At 69.6% G+C, this 17,623-nt stretch carries 15 protein-coding genes; 5 read left to right on the forward strand and 10 right to left on the reverse strand.

Annotated features, from left to right (window positions below):
* Window positions 1–11: 11 nt before the first annotated feature.
* Window positions 12–1,298, reverse strand: a complete 1,287-nt coding sequence (locus ACVN9Z_RS23650) for a cystathionine gamma-synthase family protein (protein ID WP_020928080.1) — start codon at window positions 1,296–1,298, stop codon at window positions 12–14.
* Window positions 1,299–1,477: 179 nt separating this feature from the next.
* Between ACVN9Z_RS23650 and ACVN9Z_RS23655 the strand changes: the two genes are divergently transcribed.
* The 5 genes from ACVN9Z_RS23655 (at window position 1,478) to ACVN9Z_RS23675 (ending at window position 6,593) form a co-directional block, all read left to right on the forward strand.
* Window positions 1,478–1,957, forward strand: a complete 480-nt coding sequence (locus ACVN9Z_RS23655) for an Lrp/AsnC family transcriptional regulator (RefSeq protein WP_026385073.1) — start codon at window positions 1,478–1,480, stop codon at window positions 1,955–1,957.
* A 137-nt stretch (window positions 1,958–2,094) separates the two neighbouring features.
* Entirely contained in the window at window positions 2,095–3,213 is a 1,119-nt protein-coding gene (locus tag ACVN9Z_RS23660) for a porin (protein ID WP_006384507.1), read from the forward strand.
* Window positions 3,210–3,923: an ABC transporter ATP-binding protein gene (locus ACVN9Z_RS23665; RefSeq protein WP_054438264.1), complete on the forward strand. Its 714-nt coding sequence runs from the start codon at window positions 3,210–3,212 to the stop codon at window positions 3,921–3,923. The genes ACVN9Z_RS23660 and ACVN9Z_RS23665 overlap by 4 nt, the downstream gene beginning before the upstream one ends.
* Before the next feature lie 43 nt (window positions 3,924–3,966).
* The gene (locus ACVN9Z_RS23670; RefSeq protein ID WP_199234253.1) at window positions 3,967–4,896 is read left to right on the forward strand and encodes an ABC transporter substrate-binding protein; all 930 of its coding nucleotides are present in this window, start codon (window positions 3,967–3,969) and stop codon (window positions 4,894–4,896) included.
* A gap of 41 nt (window positions 4,897–4,937) precedes the next feature.
* Window positions 4,938–6,593: an ABC transporter permease gene (locus ACVN9Z_RS23675; protein WP_238867307.1), complete on the forward strand. Its 1,656-nt coding sequence runs from the start codon at window positions 4,938–4,940 to the stop codon at window positions 6,591–6,593.
* A 42-nt stretch (window positions 6,594–6,635) separates the two neighbouring features.
* Here ACVN9Z_RS23675 and ACVN9Z_RS23680 read toward each other — a convergent pair whose 3' ends face one another.
* The 9 genes from ACVN9Z_RS23680 to ACVN9Z_RS23720 all read right to left on the reverse strand — a co-directional run bounded on the left by ACVN9Z_RS23680 (window position 6,636) and on the right by ACVN9Z_RS23720 (window position 17,548).
* Complete coding sequence (locus tag ACVN9Z_RS23680; RefSeq protein ID WP_020928086.1) at window positions 6,636–7,679, reverse strand: response regulator; 1,044 nt, start codon at window positions 7,677–7,679, stop codon at window positions 6,636–6,638.
* A gap of 36 nt (window positions 7,680–7,715) precedes the next feature.
* On the reverse strand, window positions 7,716–8,732 hold the full coding sequence (gene cheB / locus ACVN9Z_RS23685) for a chemotaxis response regulator protein-glutamate methylesterase (protein WP_024069154.1): 1,017 nt from the start codon (window positions 8,730–8,732) through the stop codon (window positions 7,716–7,718).
* The gene (locus ACVN9Z_RS23690) at window positions 8,729–10,990 is read right to left on the reverse strand and encodes a hybrid sensor histidine kinase/response regulator (protein WP_047991032.1); all 2,262 of its coding nucleotides are present in this window, start codon (window positions 10,988–10,990) and stop codon (window positions 8,729–8,731) included. Before ACVN9Z_RS23690 ends, cheB begins: the two co-directional genes overlap by 4 nt.
* Entirely contained in the window at window positions 10,987–11,676 is a 690-nt protein-coding gene (locus tag ACVN9Z_RS23695; RefSeq protein ID WP_054473527.1) for a chemotaxis protein CheW, read from the reverse strand. Before ACVN9Z_RS23695 ends, ACVN9Z_RS23690 begins: the two co-directional genes overlap by 4 nt.
* Window positions 11,669–12,979: a CheR family methyltransferase gene (locus tag ACVN9Z_RS23700; RefSeq protein WP_241043833.1), complete on the reverse strand. Its 1,311-nt coding sequence runs from the start codon at window positions 12,977–12,979 to the stop codon at window positions 11,669–11,671. The genes ACVN9Z_RS23695 and ACVN9Z_RS23700 overlap by 8 nt, the downstream gene beginning before the upstream one ends.
* Complete coding sequence (locus ACVN9Z_RS23705; protein ID WP_006385137.1) at window positions 12,976–13,491, reverse strand: chemotaxis protein CheW; 516 nt, start codon at window positions 13,489–13,491, stop codon at window positions 12,976–12,978. Before ACVN9Z_RS23705 ends, ACVN9Z_RS23700 begins: the two co-directional genes overlap by 4 nt.
* Before the next feature lie 4 nt (window positions 13,492–13,495).
* Window positions 13,496–15,115, reverse strand: coding sequence for a methyl-accepting chemotaxis protein (locus ACVN9Z_RS23710; protein WP_006385136.1), 1,620 nt, complete (start codon window positions 15,113–15,115; stop codon window positions 13,496–13,498).
* A 275-nt stretch (window positions 15,116–15,390) separates the two neighbouring features.
* Complete coding sequence (locus tag ACVN9Z_RS23715; RefSeq protein WP_060720335.1) at window positions 15,391–16,863, reverse strand: amidase; 1,473 nt, start codon at window positions 16,861–16,863, stop codon at window positions 15,391–15,393.
* A gap of 133 nt (window positions 16,864–16,996) precedes the next feature.
* Window positions 16,997–17,548, reverse strand: a complete 552-nt coding sequence (locus ACVN9Z_RS23720; protein WP_024069159.1) for a PaaI family thioesterase — start codon at window positions 17,546–17,548, stop codon at window positions 16,997–16,999.
* Window positions 17,549–17,623: the final 75 nt, after the last annotated feature.

The following is a 17,623-nucleotide window of genomic DNA, read 5'->3' on the forward strand; positions in this document are numbered from 1 at the left end:
GCGCCCGTCGGTCAGAGCACGCTGCGCATGGCCTGGTCCATGTCGGCGATCAGGTCTTCCTCGTGCTCCAGGCCGATGGAAATACGGATCAGGCCTTCGGACACGCCGGCCGCGTCGCGTTCGGCCGCCGGCACGCCGGAATGCGTGGTCGAGGCCGGGTGGCAGACCAGCGATTCGGTGCCGCCCAGGCTCACCGCCGACTTGAACAGGCGCAGCGCGTTGATGAAGCGGAACGCCTTGGCGCGGCCGCCGTCCAGCACGAATGCGAAGGTCGAGCCCGGCCCCGTGCACTGGCGCTTGTAGACCGCCTGGTAGGCCTCGTCGGCAATGGTCTCGGGATGGTAGATGCGCACTTTCTCATGCGGATTGCCGGCCAGCCATTGCGCCACGCGGGTGGCGCTGCGGGCGGCCTGCTTCATGCGCAGCACCACGGTCTCCATCGAGCGCGTGATCATCCAGCATGAGTGCGGATCGAGCTGCGAGCCGAAGGCGCTGCGGATGGCGCGCACCTTCTTGATCAGGTCTTTCGAGCCGGTGACCGCGCCGGCCACCAGGTCGCTGTGGCCGCCCACGTATTTGGTCAGCGAATACACGCACAGGTCCACGCCATGCTCGGCCGGCTTCTGGAAGATCGGGCCCAGCAGCGTGTTGTCGCACACCGAGATCGGGCGGTAGCCGTGGCGCGCGGCAAACGCGTCCAGCTCGGCCTTCATGGCCTGGAAATCGATCAGCGCGTTGGTCGGATTGGCCGGCGTTTCCACGTAGAACAGCTTCACCGGCCCCTTGGCGGCGGCCGCTTCCAGCGCATCGCGCATGCTTTGCGCCGACAGGCCGTCGTGGATCGGGTGCGAGCCGATGCCCCATTCCGGGAAGATCTTGGCGATCAGGGTCTCGGTGCCGCCGTACAGCGGCACCGACTGCACCAGCTGGTCGCCCGGGCGCAGGAACGCCAGGAACACCGAGCTGATGGCCGACATGCCGCTGGAGGTCACCGCCGCGTCCTCCGAGCCGTCCAGCAGCGACAGGCGGTCCTCGACGATCTCCAGGTTGGGATGGTTGAAGCGGCTGTACACCAGCCCGGCCGACTCGCCCTGCGGCAGCGGCTTGCGGCCCGACACCAGGTCGAAGAACTCGGCGCCGTCCTCGGCCGAGCGGAAGGCGAAGGTGGACGTGAGGAATACCGGCGGCTTGACCGCGCCTTCGGACAGGAAGGGATCGAAGCCGTACGACATCATCTGCGTCTCGGCGTGCAGCGGACGGCCGGAGATGTCTTTCTTGTGATAGCTGGAGTAACTCATGGCGTGCCTCTCAATGGGGGAAGTGCGGCCTACCTGACGGCGATATCACGGATTCGGACACGATAGCGCCGCCGGCCGGGGGATGCAGCGAGTATGGGCGCGTCCGGCCACAATATTCTTTCCATTTCTACTCTTTGGATCGGATAATGGGAAATATCGTTTCCCATACCTTCGAAACCATGAAAGAGACTGCCTTGTTACATCAACTTGACGCGATCGATTGGAAAATCATGAAAATCCTTCAAGAAGATGGCCGGCTCTCCAACGCCGAACTGGCCGAGCGCGTGTCGCTGTCGGCCTCGCCCTGCTGGAAGCGCCTCAAGCGCCTGGAGACCTCGGGCGTCATCCGCGGCTACCAGGCCATCCTGGACCGCCGCGCGCTCGGCATGGGGGTGGTGGCGTTCGTCAGCATCTCGCTGGAAAACCACACCGAAAAAACCTGCCGCGCGTTCGAGGCGGCGGTGGCCGCCATGCCCGAAGTGCTGGCCTGCCACAACACCACGGGCCAGCACGACTACCTGCTGCACATCGTGGCGCGCGACTTCGACGCCTATTCCGAATTCGTGCGCAACCGGCTGCGCACCCTGCCCGGCGTCAAGGAACTGCTCAGCACGCTGTCGATGCACGAAGTGAAGTCGTCGACCAAGCTGCATCTTTGAACCCGCAATGACCGGCGCCCGGACCGTTCCAGCGCGGCCCGGCGCCTGCCCGCCAAATGCCAGGGAGTGTCACGAAGCTGTAGCGACCCGTGCCTAGAGTGTCGATTCCGATTGAATCCCAAAGAGGACTTCCTGTCATGAAATCGACTCTCCGCATCGCGGCGGCTGGCGCCTGCCTGTCCGTCTTCAGCTTCTCCCCCGCCCTCGCGGCGACGGCCACTTCCAGCTCGGTCCAGCTCTACGGCCTGGTCGACACCGGCCTGCAATATCTCAGCAACGGCCCCAGCGGCAACAGCAAGACGGGCATGAGCACGGGCAATCTCAGCGGTTCGCGCTGGGGCCTGCGCGGCACCGAAGACCTGGGCGACGGCCTGTCGACCGTGTTCGTGCTGGAAAACGGCTTCGACTCCGGCAACGGCACCACCATGCAGGGCGGCCGCCTGTTCGGCCGCCAGGCCTACGTCGGGCTGTCGAGCAAGAGCCTGGGCCGCCTGACGCTGGGCCGCCACAACACGCTCATGATCGACTGGATGAGCAAGTACAACCCGTTCGACAACGCCAATTTCTCGATCAAGCGCCCCGACGCGGCCTTCTCGGACCGCACCGACAACGCGGTGATGTACGTCGGCAAGTTCGGCCCCGTGTCCGTCGGCGGCTACTACAGCTTCGGCTGGAACAACGAGCAGTCGTTCGACGACAAGACGCTGGGCCGCATGCTCGGCGGCGGCGTGCGCTACCAGTCGGGCGGCCTGGACGCCGGCCTGCTGTACCACTCCAAGCATGCCGACAAGCCGGCCAAGGGCGCCAACAGCGACAACCGCGAAGACCGCATCGTCGCCGGGCTGTCGTATGACTTCGAGGGCGTGAAGGTCTACGCCGGCTACCGCTGGCTGGAACAGAAGCTGACGCAGCGCACCTACAAGAACAACCTGACCTGGCTGGGCGTGACCTACCTGCCGGTGCAGAACAACCGCCTGTCGTTGGCCGTGTACCACCTGAACGACTCGGTCTGCGACGACATGAACAATGCCGTCTGCCCGGCCGCGCAGGCCGCCGGCACCGGCCAGAAGTCCACCATGTTCGTCCTGGGCAACGAATACGACCTGTCCAAGCGCACCACCGTCTACGCCGTCGCGGCCTACGCGGTCAACGACGACAAGTCGGCGCAGAGCGTGGTCGGCGGCAAGTACGGCGCCAACGTCGAGCCGGGCAAGAACCAGTTCGGCCTGAACCTCGGCCTGCGGCACCGGTTTTGAACGCGCTCGGACCCTCCGCGGGCGGCACGGCGATCGCCGTGCGCGGCCTGCGCCACGCCTTCAACGGCCACACCGTGCTGGACGGCGTCGACCTGGACGTGCCCGCGGGCGCCGTCCTGGCGCTGCTGGGCCCGTCGGGCTGCGGCAAGAGCACCCTGCTCAAGTCGCTGGCCGGACTGCTGCGGCCGCAGGCCGGCAGCATCGCCTTCGGCGATGCCGTCGTCTGCGACGCGCAGCGCCATGAACCGCCCGAACGCCGCGACCTCGGCATGGTGTTCCAGGACTACGCGCTGTGGCCGCACATGAGCGTGGCCGGCAACGTCGCCTTTCCGCTGGAAATGCGCGGCGTCGCCCGGCGCGAGCGGCCGGCGCGGGTGCGGGAAGCCCTGGCCCTGGTCGGCCTGGACGAGCACGCCGCGCGCCGCCCGTCGGAACTATCGGGCGGCCAGCAGCAGCGCGTCGCGCTGGCCCGCGCCATCGTGGCGCGGCCGCGCGTGCTGCTGTTCGACGAGCCGCTGTCCAACCTGGACCGGGCCCTGCGCGAATCGCTCTGCGTCGAGATCGGCGCCCTGCTGCGCCGGCTCGGCACCACCGCCGTCTACGTCACCCACGACCACGAGGAAGCCCATGCCCTGGCGCACACCATCGCCCGCATGGAACACGGCCGCATCGCCGACCTCGCCGTGTCCAAACCCCAGGACTCTGCCTAAAATGCCCCACGCACCCCTTTCCAAACTACTTGCCACGTTCTTTATGACGCTTTCGTTCGGATTGGCCGCCGGCCAGGCCAAGGCGCTGACCGTTTACACCGCGGGCCCAGGCGGCCTCATCAAGCAACTGGCCGCCGGCTTCCAGGAGAAGACCGGCATCAAGGTCGACGTGTTCCAGGCCACCACCGGCAAGGTCATGGCCCGGCTCGAGGCCGAGTCCGCCAACCCGCGCGCCGACGTGCTGATCTCGGCCTCCTGGGACACCGCGCAGGACCTGGACCAGCGCGGCTGGCTGCTGGCCTATGAAAGCCCCAACGCGGCCCAGGTGCCGGCGCGCTTCAAGGCCCCGACCTACGTGGCGCAGGGCATCTCGGCGCTGGGCATCGTCTGGAATTCGCGCAGCGGCACGCCCGAACCGCGCGACTGGTCAGACCTGACCGGCCCGCAGTTCAAGCAGAAGGTCACCACCCCCGACCCGGCCCTGTCGGGCGCCTCGCTCGACCTGCTGCTGGGCCTGCAGAGCGCCCAGGGCGAATCGGCCTGGAAGCTGTTCGAGACGCTGCGCGACAACGGCATGACCATCTCCGGCCCCAACGCCCAGGCGCTGACGCCGGTGCTGCAGGGCGCCAAGGCGGCGGTGTTCGGCGCCGTCGACTACGTGTCGTACGCCAGCGTCGAGAAAGGCGAATCGATCAAGGTGATCTTTCCGTCCAGCGGCACCGCCATCGCGCCGCGCCCGATGATGATCCTGAAGACCACCAAGGCGCCCGACCAGGCGCGCCAGTTCATCGACTATGTGCTGTCCGAGGACGGCCAGCGCGCCGTCGCCGACGCCTGGCTGATGCCGGCGCGCCAGGACGTGGCCGGCAAGCGGCCGCTGTTCAAGGACCTGGCGCTGCTGCCCGAGACCGCGCCCGGCGCCTCGCGCGCCGAGGTGCTGGCGCGCTTCGCGCGCCTGTTCGGCCAACACTGACAGGCCGGGATGCCGGCCCGCCCGGCATCCCCACTCCGACCATGAAAAGTGCTTTCATCCTGGCGGCCATCACCGTGGCCGCCCTGGGCGTGCTCGTCGCCCTGCCGATGGCCTTCGTCGCGTTGCAGGCCGTCTTCCCGCATCTGGCCGAAGGTTCGCTGCGCGATCCCTTCGGCGCCTGGGCCGCCACGCTGGCCACGCCGGCCGCGCTGACACTGCTGGGCGGCACGCTCAAGCTGGGGCTGGGCGTGGCCGCCGTCAGCGCGCTCATCGGCATTCCGCTGGGCGCCCTGCGCGGCCTGTTCCAGGTGCCGCTGGCGCGGCTGTGGGACCTGTTGTTCCTGGTGCCGTTCCTGCTGCCGCCCTACATCGCGGCGCTGTCGTGGACCATGGCGCTGCAGCCGCGCGGCTACCTGGAACAACTGGCCGGCTTCAACCTTGGGCCGCTGCTGTTCTCGTCCGCTGGCGTGACGCTGGCAATGGGCCTGGCGATCTTCCCGGTGGTGTACTTCGCCGTCTCGCGCAGCATGGCGGCCAGCGGCGCGCGGCTGGCCGAGGTGGCGCGAGTGTTCGGCGCCGGCCCCTGGCGCGCCTTCTTGCGCGTGACCCTGCCGCTGGCCCTGCCGGCCATCGGCGCCAGCCTGCTGCTGGCCTTCACGCTGGCGATCGAGGAATACGGCGTGCCCGCCGCGCTGGGCGCGCAGGCCGGCGTGGCCGTCATGACCACCGCCATCGAGCGGCGCCTGGCGGACTGGCCCATCGACCTGCCGGGCGCCGCGCTGCTGTCGCTGGTGCTGGTGGCGCTGGCGCTGACGGCCTACGCGGTGCAGCGCGCGCTGGTCGCCGGACGCGGCTTCGAGACCACCACCGGCAAGCCCGCGCCGCTGGCGCGCGGCCGGCTCGGCGCCTGGCGCTGGCCGGTGCTGGGCCTGTTCGCGGCGGTGGCGCTGATTGCGGTGGCGGCGCCGCTGGCATCGATGCTGGCCGCGGCCCTGACGCGCCACGTCTCGGCCGGCCTGGCGCCGGACAACCTGACACTGGCCAATTTCACCGCGCTGTTCCGGGCCCGCGGCGAGGCCTGGCAGGCGCTGTCGACCAGCCTGCTGCTGGCCACCGGCACCGCGCTGGCGGCGGGCGCGGTGGGCCTGCTGGCGGCCTGGTGCGTGGCCGGCCGCCACGCGCCGGGCGCGGCCGTCATCGACGCGCTGGCGCTGCTGCCGGCGGCGCTACCCGGCGTGGTGGTGGGGGTGGGCCTGATCCTGGCCTGGAACCAGCCGTTCTGGCCGGCTTCGCCGTACGGCGGCTGGGGCATCCTGCTGCTGTCCTACACCTGCCTGCTGCTGCCGTATCCGGTGCGCTACGTCAGCGCCGCGCTGGCGCAGCTGGGCGCGAACCTGGAAGCCGCGGCGCGGGTGCATGGCGCCAGCGCGGCAACGGCGCTGCGCCGCATCGTGCTGCCGCTGGTGCTGCCGGGCCTGGCGGCGGCCATGCTGATGGTGTTCGCCGTGGCCTCGCGCGAACTGGTCACGTCGTTGCTGCTGGCGCCCGCCGGCGTGCAGACGGTGTCGGTGTTCGTGTGGCGCCAGTTCGAGCAGGGCTCGGTGGGCGAAGGCATGGCGATGGCCGCGGTGGCGGTCGGCGTCAGCCTGGCGCTGATGCTGGCGGCGACGTCGCTGCGGCGCGGCGGGCGCGCCTGAGCGATCGCGCGGGTCCGGCGGCCGGCGCCCGCCGGCATCGCATCAGACCGGATCCGGCGTATCCCCGGCCGACGGCAGCGGCCCCTGCACCACGCGGTTGCGGCCCTGGCGCTTGGCCTGGTAAAGACCGCGATCGGCGATCTGGATCAGATCCGTGCAGGGCTGGTCGACCACGGGCACGGCGGTGGCGGTGCCGATACTGACCGTCAGCCAGGGGCCGCCGCCGTTGTCCTTCTGCGGAATCTGCATGGCCTCGACCGCGCGCCGCAGTTTCTCGGCGGCCAGGCGCGCGCTGCCCGCCGGCGTGCCCGGCAGCACCAGCGCGAATTCCTCGCCGCCAAAGCGCGCGGCCAGGTCGGTGGAACGGTCGCAGCTGGCGAAGATGGTGTTGGCCACGCGCTTGAGCGCCTCGTCGCCGGCGATATGGCCGTAGGTATCGTTGTAGGACTTGAAATGGTCCACGTCGATCATCAGCATGCTGATTTCGCGGCCGTCGCGGCGCGCGCGCAGCCATTCGGCGTTGAGGTATTCGTCGAAATAGCGGCGATTGCCCAGCCCGGTCAGGCCATCGGAATTGGTCAGGCGGCGCAGTTCCATATTGCTTTCCAGCAATTGCTGCTGGCTCTGGCGCAGCGCCTGGTAGGCCTCGTCGCGCTGCACCAGCGCCAGGTACGAGCGCGAATGGTAGCGGATGCGCGCCACCAGCTCGATCGAATCGGGCAGCTTCACCAGGTAGTCGTTGGCGCCGGCCGCGAAGGCGGCGCTCTTGATGGCGGGGTCTTCCTTGGTCGACAGGACGATGATGGGAATATCGCGCGTGACCGGATGGCTGCGGTATTCCTGCACCAGGCTCAGGCCGTCCACCCCGGGCAGCACCAGGTCCTGCAGGATCACGGTGGGCCGGGTCTGCACCGCCACCGTCAGCGCCTTGTACGGATCGGAGCAGTAATGGAAGTCGATATTGCCCTCCGTGGCCAGGGCCCTGCGGATCGCCTCGCCGACCATGACCTGATCATCGACCAGCAGCACCATGGCCGCGTGCGAGTTCAGGTCGGCCGAAGCCGGGCTGTCAATGGGAGGGTGCATAGTGTCTTTCCTTGATTGCTAGCAATGTCCGCCGCCTCAGGCAAAAGCCTGGATCAAGCGGGGTGCGATCCTGTCCAACGGCCGGATTTCGACCGCGGCCTGTATCGCGGCGGCCGCCTTGGGCATGCCATAGACCGCGCTGGTGGCCTGGTCCTGGGCGATGGTCAGGCAGCCGCGGTCGCGCAGCGCCTTCAGGCCACGGGCGCCGTCCTGTCCCATGCCGGTCAGCAGCACGCCGACGGCCAGCCCGCGCCAGTGCTGCGCGACGCTATGGAAAAATACATCGATGGAGGGACGGTACAGGCTTTCCTTCGGATTCTCGGTGTAACGCAGCGTACCATCGGCCACCAGGTGCAGATGGTCGTCGGTGCCGGCCAGCAGCACCTGCCCTGGCGTCGGCCGCTCGCCTTCGCGCACCAGCCGCACGGGCAATTCGACCTGATCGTTGAGCCAGTCGGCCATGCCGGCGGCGAACGAGGCGTCCACATGCTGCACCAGCACGATGCCGGCCGGGAACGTGACCGGAATATCGCGTAACAACTGTGCCAGGGTCGCCGGACCGCCGGCGGAGGCGCCGATCACCAGCAGGCCCTGCGACGGCCCCGCTTGCGCCGCGTCGCGGACCACCGGCGTGAGCGCGGTGCGGTTATTGCCATAGCGTCCGATCAGCCAGCCGATATTGCGGATCTTGCGCAGCAGCGGCGCGGCCGCGCTGCGCAGGTCGGCGCCGCCCACCACCGGCGTGTCGGCGGCGTCCAGCGCGCCATAGCCCATGGCGTCGAACACGCGCGCGGTATGGCGTGCCACGTCCACCGTGACCACCACGATGGCGCAAGGCGTTTCGGCCATGATGCGGCGGGTGGCCTCGACGCCATCCATGACGGGCATGACGAGGTCCATCAGCACCACGTCGGGCCGGTCCTGCGCGCATTGCTGCACCGCCTCCAGGCCGTTGGACGCGACCCAGGCGACCTCCAGCCCTGGTTCCAGCGCGATCACACGCCTGAGGGTTTCCACCGCCATCTGCATATCGTTGACGATTCCGACTCTCACGTCCGCGCCTTTCCGATCAGGTCTTCCACGGCGTCCAGCAAGGCGTCGTCGTGGAAACTGCCCTTGGCCAGGTAATAGTCGGCGCCCGCGTCCAGCCCGCGCCGCCGATCCTCTTCTCGATCCTTGTAGGACACTACCATTACCGGCAGGCTTTGCAACTTGGGATCGGCCTTGATGCGCGACACCAGTTCGATGCCGTCCATGCGCGGCATGTCCACGTCGGTCACCACCAGGTCGAAGGCCTCGTTGCGCAGCATGTTCCAGCCGTCCATGCCGTCCACCGCCACCGCCACATCGAAACCGCGGTTCAGCAGCAACTTGCGTTCCAGCTCGCGCACCGTCAGGGAATCGTCCACCACCAGCACGCGCTTGCGCCGGCGCGCCTGCGCCACCGGACCGCCGCCATCCACCCGCGCCAGGCGGCCGCCCTCGACCAGCTTCTGCACCGACAGCAGCATGTCCTCGACATCCAGGATCAGCAGCGGCGTGCCGTCGTCCATCAGCGAGCCGGCCATCACGTCCTGCACCTTGCCCAGGCGCGGATCCAGCGGCTGCACCACCAGGGTGCGCTCGCCGACGTAGCGGTCGACGGCGATGCCGTAGAGCCTGTCGTGGTCGCCGACCACCACCACCGGCAATGTCTCGGCGGCCGGCGCCGGCGCGCCGGAGCGCAGGATCTGGCGCGCCGACACCAGGCCGATCTGGCGGTCCATGAAGCGGAAATGCTGGTGCCCTTCGAGCTGCTCGATGTCCTGCGCCCGCACCTGCAGCGCGTGGCTGACGTAGGCCAGCGGAAACGCGTAGATCTCGCCCTGCACTTCGACCAGCAGGCTGCGCACCACCGACAGCGACAGCGGCATCTCCAGCACGAAGCGCGTGCCCTGCCCGGTCTGCTGGTGGATGCGCACGGCGCCGCGCAGTTGCCGCACCATGGTCTGCACCACGTCCAGCCCGACACCGCGGCCCGAGATCTCAGTGACCTCGCCGCGCGTGCTGAAGCCGGACAGGAACAGGAATTCCAGCAGCTCGGCCTCGCTCAGGCGGGCCGCGGTCTCGGCATTGGTCAGCTTGCGCTGCACCACTTCGACCCGCAGGCGATCGAGCGAAATGCCGGCGCCGTCATCGCTCAGTTCAATCAGCAGCATGCCGGCCGCGTGACGCGCCGACAGCCGTATCAGCCCTTCGGCCGGCTTGCCGGCCTCCAGGCGATCCATCGGCATCTCGATACCGTGGTCGACCGCGTTGCGCAGCAGGTGCATCAACGGGGCGTCGAGTTTGTCCAGGATGTCGCGGTCGACCTGGGTCGAATCGCCCTCGACCTCCAGCCGCACCTGCTTGCCCAGCGAGCGTCCCAGGTCGCGCACCATGCGCGCCATGCCGCCCAGGCCGTCGCCGAACGGCCGCATGCGGCAGGCCAGCGCGGTGTCGTACAGGCGCTGCGCCAGGTGGCCCATGCGCCAGCCGAACTCATCGACCTCGCTGGCGCGCTGCGCCAGTTCCTGCTGGCAGGCCTCGACGATGCGCTGGGCGTCATCCAGCGCCGCCTGGCTGCGGGCGTCGATGTGCACGCCGGCCAGCGAGGCGCGCAGGCTGTCCAGCGCCTGGCCGGCGCCGGACTGCAGCCGCCGCAGCCGCAGCATGGAGGCGCTGAACGGCGCGATCCAGTGCGATTCGACCAGGGTTTCGCTGGACAGGCCGAGCAGTTTGTTGAGCGTATCGGCCGTGACCCGCAGCACCCGCTCACCCTCGCCCAGCGTCTGGTCCGAACTGCGGCGCGCCGGCGGCGGCGCGGGCGGCGGATCACCGGGCTGGTGGATGGGCGGCAGGAAATCCGAAGGCTTGGGCGGCCGCTCGACCACCGGCGCGGCCGGCGGCGCATTGGGCGCATTCGACAGGCGCGTCACCAGCGTGTCGATCTCTTCGCCCAGCTCGACGCCCGGCGTGGCCACCCGCTGCAGCAGGTCCGCGCCCAGCAGCAGCGCATCGATGTCGGCGGCCTGCAGGCGCAGCCGGCCTTCCTGCGCGGCCACCAGGCAGTCCTCCATGGCGTGCGCGATGCGCACCGCCGGGTGCAGGTCGACGATACGCGCCGCGCCCTTGAGCGAATGCGCCGCGCGCATGCAGGCTTCCAGCTGCGGCGCCGAGGTCGGGTCGTGCTCGAGCGCCAGCAGGCCGTTGTTCAGCACCTGCACCTGATTGCGGGTTTCCAGCTGGAACAGCTCCAGCAGCGAGGCATCGCGCATCTGGTCCGGGTTCACGCCAGGCTCCGTTCCAAGGCTTGCATCAACAGGGTCTCGTCCAGCACGCCGACGCTGCGGGCGCCACAGCGCACCACGCCGCGCGAGTACTTCAGGCTGGCGCCTTCGATGGTCGCCGGCAAGGCTTCCAGCGCCTCCAGGTCCACGCCATGAATGCCTTCCACCTCGTCGACCGGCAACACCACGGCGCGGCCCGCGCCGCCGAAAATCAGCATGCGCGCCGCGGCCGGCCGCTCGCGGCCGCTGTCGACAGCCGCCCCCTCCAGGCCCAGCAGGCGGCCGAGCGAGACACAGACCGTCAGCGTGCCGCGCATGTTGGTAACCCCCAGCACCGCGGGGTCGCGCCGGTGCGGCAGGGTCAGGATCGGGCGTGTGCCCGCCACTTCGTCCAGCGCCTTGGTCGGCAGGCCCAGCCATTCCCCCTGCAGGCGGAACACCAGCAGCGATGACAGCCGCCCCCGGTTGGCCTGGGCCGCGCCGGCGCCGTCGTCCACGCCTTCGGCCTGCGGCGGCAGGCGGTCGAGGATGCGCTTGGCGGCGTCGGCGTACACCGGGCAGTTGCGGCAATGCACGTAGCCGGCCAGGCGCTCGCAGCGCTTGTCGCCGCGGATGCCGATGCGGTTCCAGCAGTCGTCCACCTCCGCCAGTCTGGCCAGCGAATCCAGCGAATCCGGAAAATCACTCACGGCGGGCCTCCTGGCGCGCGGCGCGCGCCTGCAAGCGGCGGGCGCCTTCGTGGTCGCCTTCGGCCGCGATCAGCGCCGCCAGGTGCAGCAACGCCTCCCGGTGCGCGGGGTCCAGGTACAGCGCCTTGCGGTAGGCAGCCTGGGCCGCGCGCGTGTCGCCGTCGGCGTCCTGCAGCAGGCCCAGCAGGTACAAAGCCTCGGCGCTGGCGCCGTGCCGTTCGAGATGGGCGCGGCATTGCGCCAGGGCGTCCCGCACCCGCCCCTGGTCGGCCAGCGCCGCGATCTCGCGCAGGGCTGCCGCGGTGTCCTGGCCCGCTTGCGCGGGCGTTCCGTGCGGCGCCGGGGATGCCGCATGCGGCCGCGCCGGGGCGGCCGGCGCGTAGGGCTGTGGACGCGCGGCCGGCATCCAGGGCCGGGCCGCGCGCGGCGCCACGACGGGCGGCGGCGTGGCACGGCCGCTCGCCGCGCCCGCCGTCCGGGCCGGCGCGGCCTCGGTCGGCGGCGCGGGCTCGGCGCGAAAGGCGAACGCCCGCGCCAGCGGCACGGCCGGCAGGCGCCGGCCGGTCATCAGGCTGGTCTCGGCCGGCCCCACGAACAGGATGCCGTCGTGGCGGGCAAAACGCCTGAGCACCGTCACCGCGCGCTCCTGCGTGGGCGCGTCGAAATAGATCAACAGATTGCGGCAGAACACGAAATCGTACGGCGCCGCGTTCGGCAGCAGGGCCGGGTCGAACAGGTTGCCGGCCAGCAAGCGCACGCGCGCCGTGACATGCTCCGTCAGTTGATGGCCATCGGCGGTTTCGGTGAAATAGCGGTCACGGTACGACAGCGATTCGCCGCGGAATGAATTGCGGCCGTAGCAGGCGCGTCGGGCAAACGCCACCATGCGTTCGCTGATGTCCACCGCGTCCACCAGGAAGCGCTCCGCCGGCACGCCCGCGTCCAGCAACGCCATGGCGATGGAGTACGGTTCTTCGCCGCTGGAACAGGGAACGCTCAGCACGCGCAACTGGCGCGTCTCGGCGCCCGGCGCGAAGAGGCGCTCGCGCGCCAGCGCCGCCATCGCCGCCTGGGATTCCGGATACCGGAAGAACCATGTCTCCGGCACGATCACCGCTTCGATCAGCTGCTGCATTTCGGCCGGCGAAGTCTGCAGGCGCATCAGGTAGTCGTGCTCGTCGTCGCTGCCCACCGACTGCATCCGATGACGCACCGCGCGCTCGACCGCGGCCGCGCCGATGGAACCGCTGTCCAGCCCCATCTTGCGCTTGAGCACCGCGCTGAAGTCGTCCACCAGCATCATGGCTGCGCTCCCCCGGCCGGGAACAGCATCGCCCGCACCGGCTCCGGCAACAGGTCGACGACCCGCAGCGCCTGCACCATGCCATGGCCGTCGCTCAGCACCGGGCCCAGGTAACGGGCCTGCGGCATATCCAGGCCCACCGGCTGGAAGGCGGCGGGGTCATAGTGGACCGTTTCCGTGGCGCGCTCCAGGATCAGCCCCAGCAGGCGCGCGTCGCGCTCGCCGGCGGGCCGATAGCGCACCAGCGCCAGCCGCGTGCTGGTCACCTTGGCCGCCGCGCCCGCTCCGGCCAGCGCGCTCAGATCGATCGCGGGCACCGCCGCGCCGTGGCAATCGAACATGCCCGCCACCCAGGCCGGCGTGCCCGGCACCTGCTTGAACGGGCGCATGCCCAGCACCTCGACCACGTCGGCCGCGTCCAGCGCATAGCGGTCGGCGCCAATGCGGAACAGCAGGTACAGCCGGCGGCCGGCGCCGGCCCCCGCGGACGGGATTGGGGCGAGGTCGGGCATGGAATCACACCTTGAAGCGCGACACGCCGCTGCGCAGGTCGTTGGCCACCAGCGTCAGTTCCTCGATCGCCAGGCTCGACTGGCGCAGCGATTCCACCGTCTGCTGGGCCGCATCGCTCAGTTGCTGCAATGCCTGGTTGATCTGCTCGGCGCCGGTGGCCTGCGCCTGCATGCCTTCGTTGACCATCTGCACGCGCGGCGCCAGCGTCTGCACCTGCTGGATGATCTGCGACAACTGGTCGCCGACCTGCTGCATGTCGGCCATGCCGCGGCGCACCTCTTCCGAGAACTTGTCCATGCCCATGACGCCGGCCGACACCGACGACTGGATCTCGCGCACCATCTGCTCGATGTCGTAGGTGGCCACGGCGGTCTGGTCCGCCAGCCGGCGGATCTCGGTGGCCACCACGACAAAGCCGCGGCCGTATTCGCCGGCCTTCTCGGCCTCGATGGCCGCGTTCAGCGACAGCAGGTTGGTCTGGTCGGCCACCTTGGTGATGGTGGTGACCACTTGCGTGATATTGCCCGCTTTCTCGTTCAGGATGGCCAGCTTGGCGTTGACCGAGCCCGCCGCCCCGACCACGTTGCGCATGGTGTCTTCCATGCGCGCCAGGCCCACCTGGCCGCTGCCGGCCAGCGATGCCGTCTGCTCCGCCGCGCTGGAGACCTCAGTCATGGTGCGGACCAGTTCGCGCGAGGTCGCGGAAATCTCGCGCGAGGTCGCGCCGATCTCGGTGGTGGTGGCCGCCACTTCCGATGCGGTGGCCTGCTGCTGCTTGGACGTGGCCGCGATTTCGGTCACCGACGTGGCCACCTGCACCGCCGAGCGCTGGGTCTTGCCGACCAGGCCGGTCAGCTCGTCCACCATGCCATTGAAGCCGCTCTCGATGGCATTGAACTCGTCCTTGCGGGCCAGCGTCAGGCGGCGTGTCAGGTCGCCGCCGCCGGTCGCCTCGAGCGTCTTGACGATGGCGCTCATGGGGTTGACGATGGCGCGCAGCAGCAACACGCCGCAGATGATGGCGGCCACGATGGCCAGCCCCAACGACACCAGCATGCCGACTTCGGCCTTGTCGACCGCCTTCTGGATGCCGATCGCCGACTCGTCGGCCTGCTCCTTGTTGGCCGCCACCATCGTGGCCAGCACATCGCGGCCGGCGTAGAACGCGGGGCGCAGGTCGCTCTTGATCTTGGCCTGGGCCCGCGCCGGATCGGCCAGCATGGCCGGCTCCAGGATTTCGGCGCGGATGCGCATGTACGTCTGCAGCGCCTTCTCGAAATCGGCGAACATGCGCTGGTCCTCGCCGCGAACCACGGTGCGGCGGTATTGCTCGATGTCGTCCTTCAGGTGCTGGTCGTTCTTGGGCAGCGCCGCCAGGCCGGCCTGGCGCTCCTGTTCGGTATCACTGTTGAAGGCGTCCTGCACCGCCACGAAGCCGGCAAACCACGACGCCCGTATCGAGGTGCTGTAGTAGATGCCGGGCACCGCGTCGGTATTGATCGACTTGGCCTCGGCCTCGACCTGCAACAGCCGCTGGTAATCGACCACGACCATCAGCGCCATGATGGCCAGGATCACCAGGAAACTGGCGATGATGCGCTCGCGGAGTGTCAGATTCTTCATACCGGGGACCCTTGTGCAATGTCGGCGCCAGCATCCGCGCCAGCGCCGTCGACGTTTTCCCGGCGGCCGTTTCGGCCCGCCTTCCACCCGTTTCTGACGGAGTGTGGGAATAGTCAGCAATTATTGCAAAGGCGCGGCCTCTCAGCTACGGAAAAACAGGGGAAACCCCGTATTCCCGCCGCGCTCCGTCGGGAAAAAGCAAAGCCTGCTTACACGGGACTTGTCTTTTGGTGTGACAGGGCGTACGAAATGGCCGCAAGCCTGCGGCCTTTCTCCTACCCCCACAGGCCTTGCGGCGGACGGGACCCGACCCAGTCGCGCAGTTGATCGTGGGCGTGGGCCAGTTGCAGCACCGCCAGGTCGCCGCGCGGCGGCCCGATCAACTGCATGCCCATCGGCAGGCCGGCCGCGCCGAATCCCACCGGCACGCTGATCACCGGGCAGCCGGCCAGCGTCCAGGGCGTGACGGTTTCCATCCAGCGGTGGTAGGTGTCCATCGGCCGTCCCGCGATCTGCCTGGGCCAGTCGAGCTTGGCGTCGAACGGGAACACCTGCGCCGATGGCACCGCCAGGTAATCGACGTCCTCGAACATCCGCAGCACGGCCTGGTACCAGGCGCTGCGCTCCTCGGTGGCCTGGTAGACCTGCCGCGCCGTCATGCCGTCCAGCCCCTCGACTTCCCAGATCAGCGCCGGCTTGACCAGCTTGCGGGTTTCGGGGTTGCGCACCAGGTCGTGGTACTGGCCGCCCACCATCAGGTGCCGGTGCGCCAGCCAGATGCGCCACAGCCGCTCGCCGGCGAACGGCACGCGGTAGTCGTCGACCCGGCAGCCGGCCGCCTGCAGGTCGGCCAGCGCCTGCGCGCACAGGTCCAGGATACCCGGCTCCATCGGCAGATAGCCGTCCCAGTCGCCCAGCCAGCCGATGCGCTTGCCGCGCAGGTCGGCGTCCAGCGGCTGCGCGAAAACGGCGGGATCGTCGCCCAGCGACAGCGGCGCGCGGGCGTCGTGGCCGGCGATCACCGACAGCATGCGGGCCACGTCGCGCGGCGTGCGGCCCATCGGGCCCTCGTACGACAGTTGCCTGAGGAACACTTCAGTGGACGGCCCGTTGGGCACGCGGCCGGCCGACGGCCGCATGCCGTAGACGTTGCAGAATGCCGCCGGATTGCGCAGCGAGCCGCCGAAGTCGCTGCCGTCGGCCACCGGCAGCATGCGCGCCGCCAGGGCCGCCGCCGCGCCGCCGCTGCTGCCGCCGGCGCTCTTGGTGGCATCGTAGGGATTGACGGTGGTGCCGTAGACGGGGTTGTAGGTGTGCGAACCCAGGCCGAACTCGGGCACGTTGCTGCGGCCGATGAAAATCGCGCCGGCCGCCCGCATCCGTTCGACCAGGATGGAATCCTGCTGGCTCACCTGGTCCTTGTAGACCAGCGACCCCATCGACGTGACCATGCCGCGCACGGCGGTCAGGTCCTTGGGCGCCTGCGGCATGCCGTGCAGCCAGCCCAGCCACTGCCCGGCGGCCAGTTGCGCGTCGCGCTCGTCGGCTTCGCGCAGCAGTTCAGCGCGCTCGCGCCGCGCCACCAGCGCATTGAGCGCGGGGTTGACCGCATCGATATGGTCCAGGTAGGCCGCCATGACCTCGCGGCAGGATACCCGGCGCTGCCGGATCGCGTCCGACAGCGCATGCGCGGGCATGGCGACGATATCGTTCAGGCGGCCGGCGGCCGCAGGCGTGGCTGCATTCATGGTGTTGTCTCCGCTTTTTTTCTTGGCAGGCCGACGATACTACGCCAATGCCGTGGCGGCCGCGCGCGGGGGCGGCCGACGCCCGCCGGGCCCGGCCCCTGTCCTGGCCGCGTGCCCGGCGCGTCCGCGGCTGTCAGGCCGGCGGGCGGGCGAACACCAGCAGCGTCGACGTGGCCGACGCCAGCAGGCGGCCATCGGCGTCGGTCAGCTTGGCTTCGGCGTAGGCCACGCGCTGGCCGAACGACAGCACCCGGCCCTCGGCCCGCAGCCGGCCGCTGTGGCGCGTGATGGCCTTGTGATAGGCCACCTTCAGTTCCAGGGTGGTGTAGGCCTGCTCGGCCGACAGGCGCGAATGCACCGCGCAGCCGCAGGCCGAATCCAGCAAGGTCGCGGCATAGCCGCCGTGCACCGTGCCGATGGGGTTGTAGGCATGCGGGCCGGGCGTGCCGGCGAACACCGCCAGCCCTTCCTCGGCTTCGACGAAATCGAAATCCAGCGACACCAGGATGCCCGGCTTGCGCCCCGATGCCAGCAGCGCGCGCAATTGCGCCAGGCCGTCCAGGCCGGCGCCGGTCTGGTCGACCAGGCTGGGTTCGCGCCGCGCGGCGCGGTTGGCATCGGTGGACGGGGAAAAGGCGGTCGCGTCGCGGGCGGCGGCGTCCGCGCGGGTCGAATCGGAGGTCATGCGCAATGCTCCGGCAAAGGGAATGGGAAAGCCCGGGAATGGGAAACCCGCGGGCGGGGGTATTTATATGACAAT

Source organism: Achromobacter sp. KK8, from assembly GCF_054188005.1.

Bases quoted from the DNA above. Each gene is read 5' to 3' on its own strand.
- ACVN9Z_RS23670 (WP_199234253.1), top strand. From the start codon at position 3,967: ATGACGCTTTCGTTCGGATTGGCCGCCGGCCAGGCCAAGGCGCTGACC.
- ACVN9Z_RS23660 (WP_006384507.1), top strand. From the start codon at position 2,095: ATGAAATCGACTCTCCGCATCGCGGCGGCTGGCGCCTGCCTGTCCGTC.
- ACVN9Z_RS23710 (WP_006385136.1), bottom strand. From the start codon at position 15,115: ATGAAGAATCTGACACTCCGCGAGCGCATCATCGCCAGTTTCCTGGTG.
- ACVN9Z_RS23680 (WP_020928086.1), bottom strand. From the start codon at position 7,679: ATGCACCCTCCCATTGACAGCCCGGCTTCGGCCGACCTGAACTCGCAC.
- ACVN9Z_RS23715 (WP_060720335.1), bottom strand. From the start codon at position 16,863: ATGAATGCAGCCACGCCTGCGGCCGCCGGCCGCCTGAACGATATCGTC.
- ACVN9Z_RS23720 (WP_024069159.1), bottom strand. From the start codon at position 17,548: ATGACCTCCGATTCGACCCGCGCGGACGCCGCCGCCCGCGACGCGACC.
- ACVN9Z_RS23700 (WP_241043833.1), bottom strand. From the start codon at position 12,979: ATGATGCTGGTGGACGACTTCAGCGCGGTGCTCAAGCGCAAGATGGGG.
- ACVN9Z_RS23655 (WP_026385073.1), top strand. From the start codon at position 1,478: ATGAAAGAGACTGCCTTGTTACATCAACTTGACGCGATCGATTGGAAA.
- ACVN9Z_RS23650 (WP_020928080.1), bottom strand. From the start codon at position 1,298: ATGAGTTACTCCAGCTATCACAAGAAAGACATCTCCGGCCGTCCGCTG.
- ACVN9Z_RS23675 (WP_238867307.1), top strand. From the start codon at position 4,938: ATGAAAAGTGCTTTCATCCTGGCGGCCATCACCGTGGCCGCCCTGGGC.
- ACVN9Z_RS23705 (WP_006385137.1), bottom strand. From the start codon at position 13,491: ATGCCCGACCTCGCCCCAATCCCGTCCGCGGGGGCCGGCGCCGGCCGC.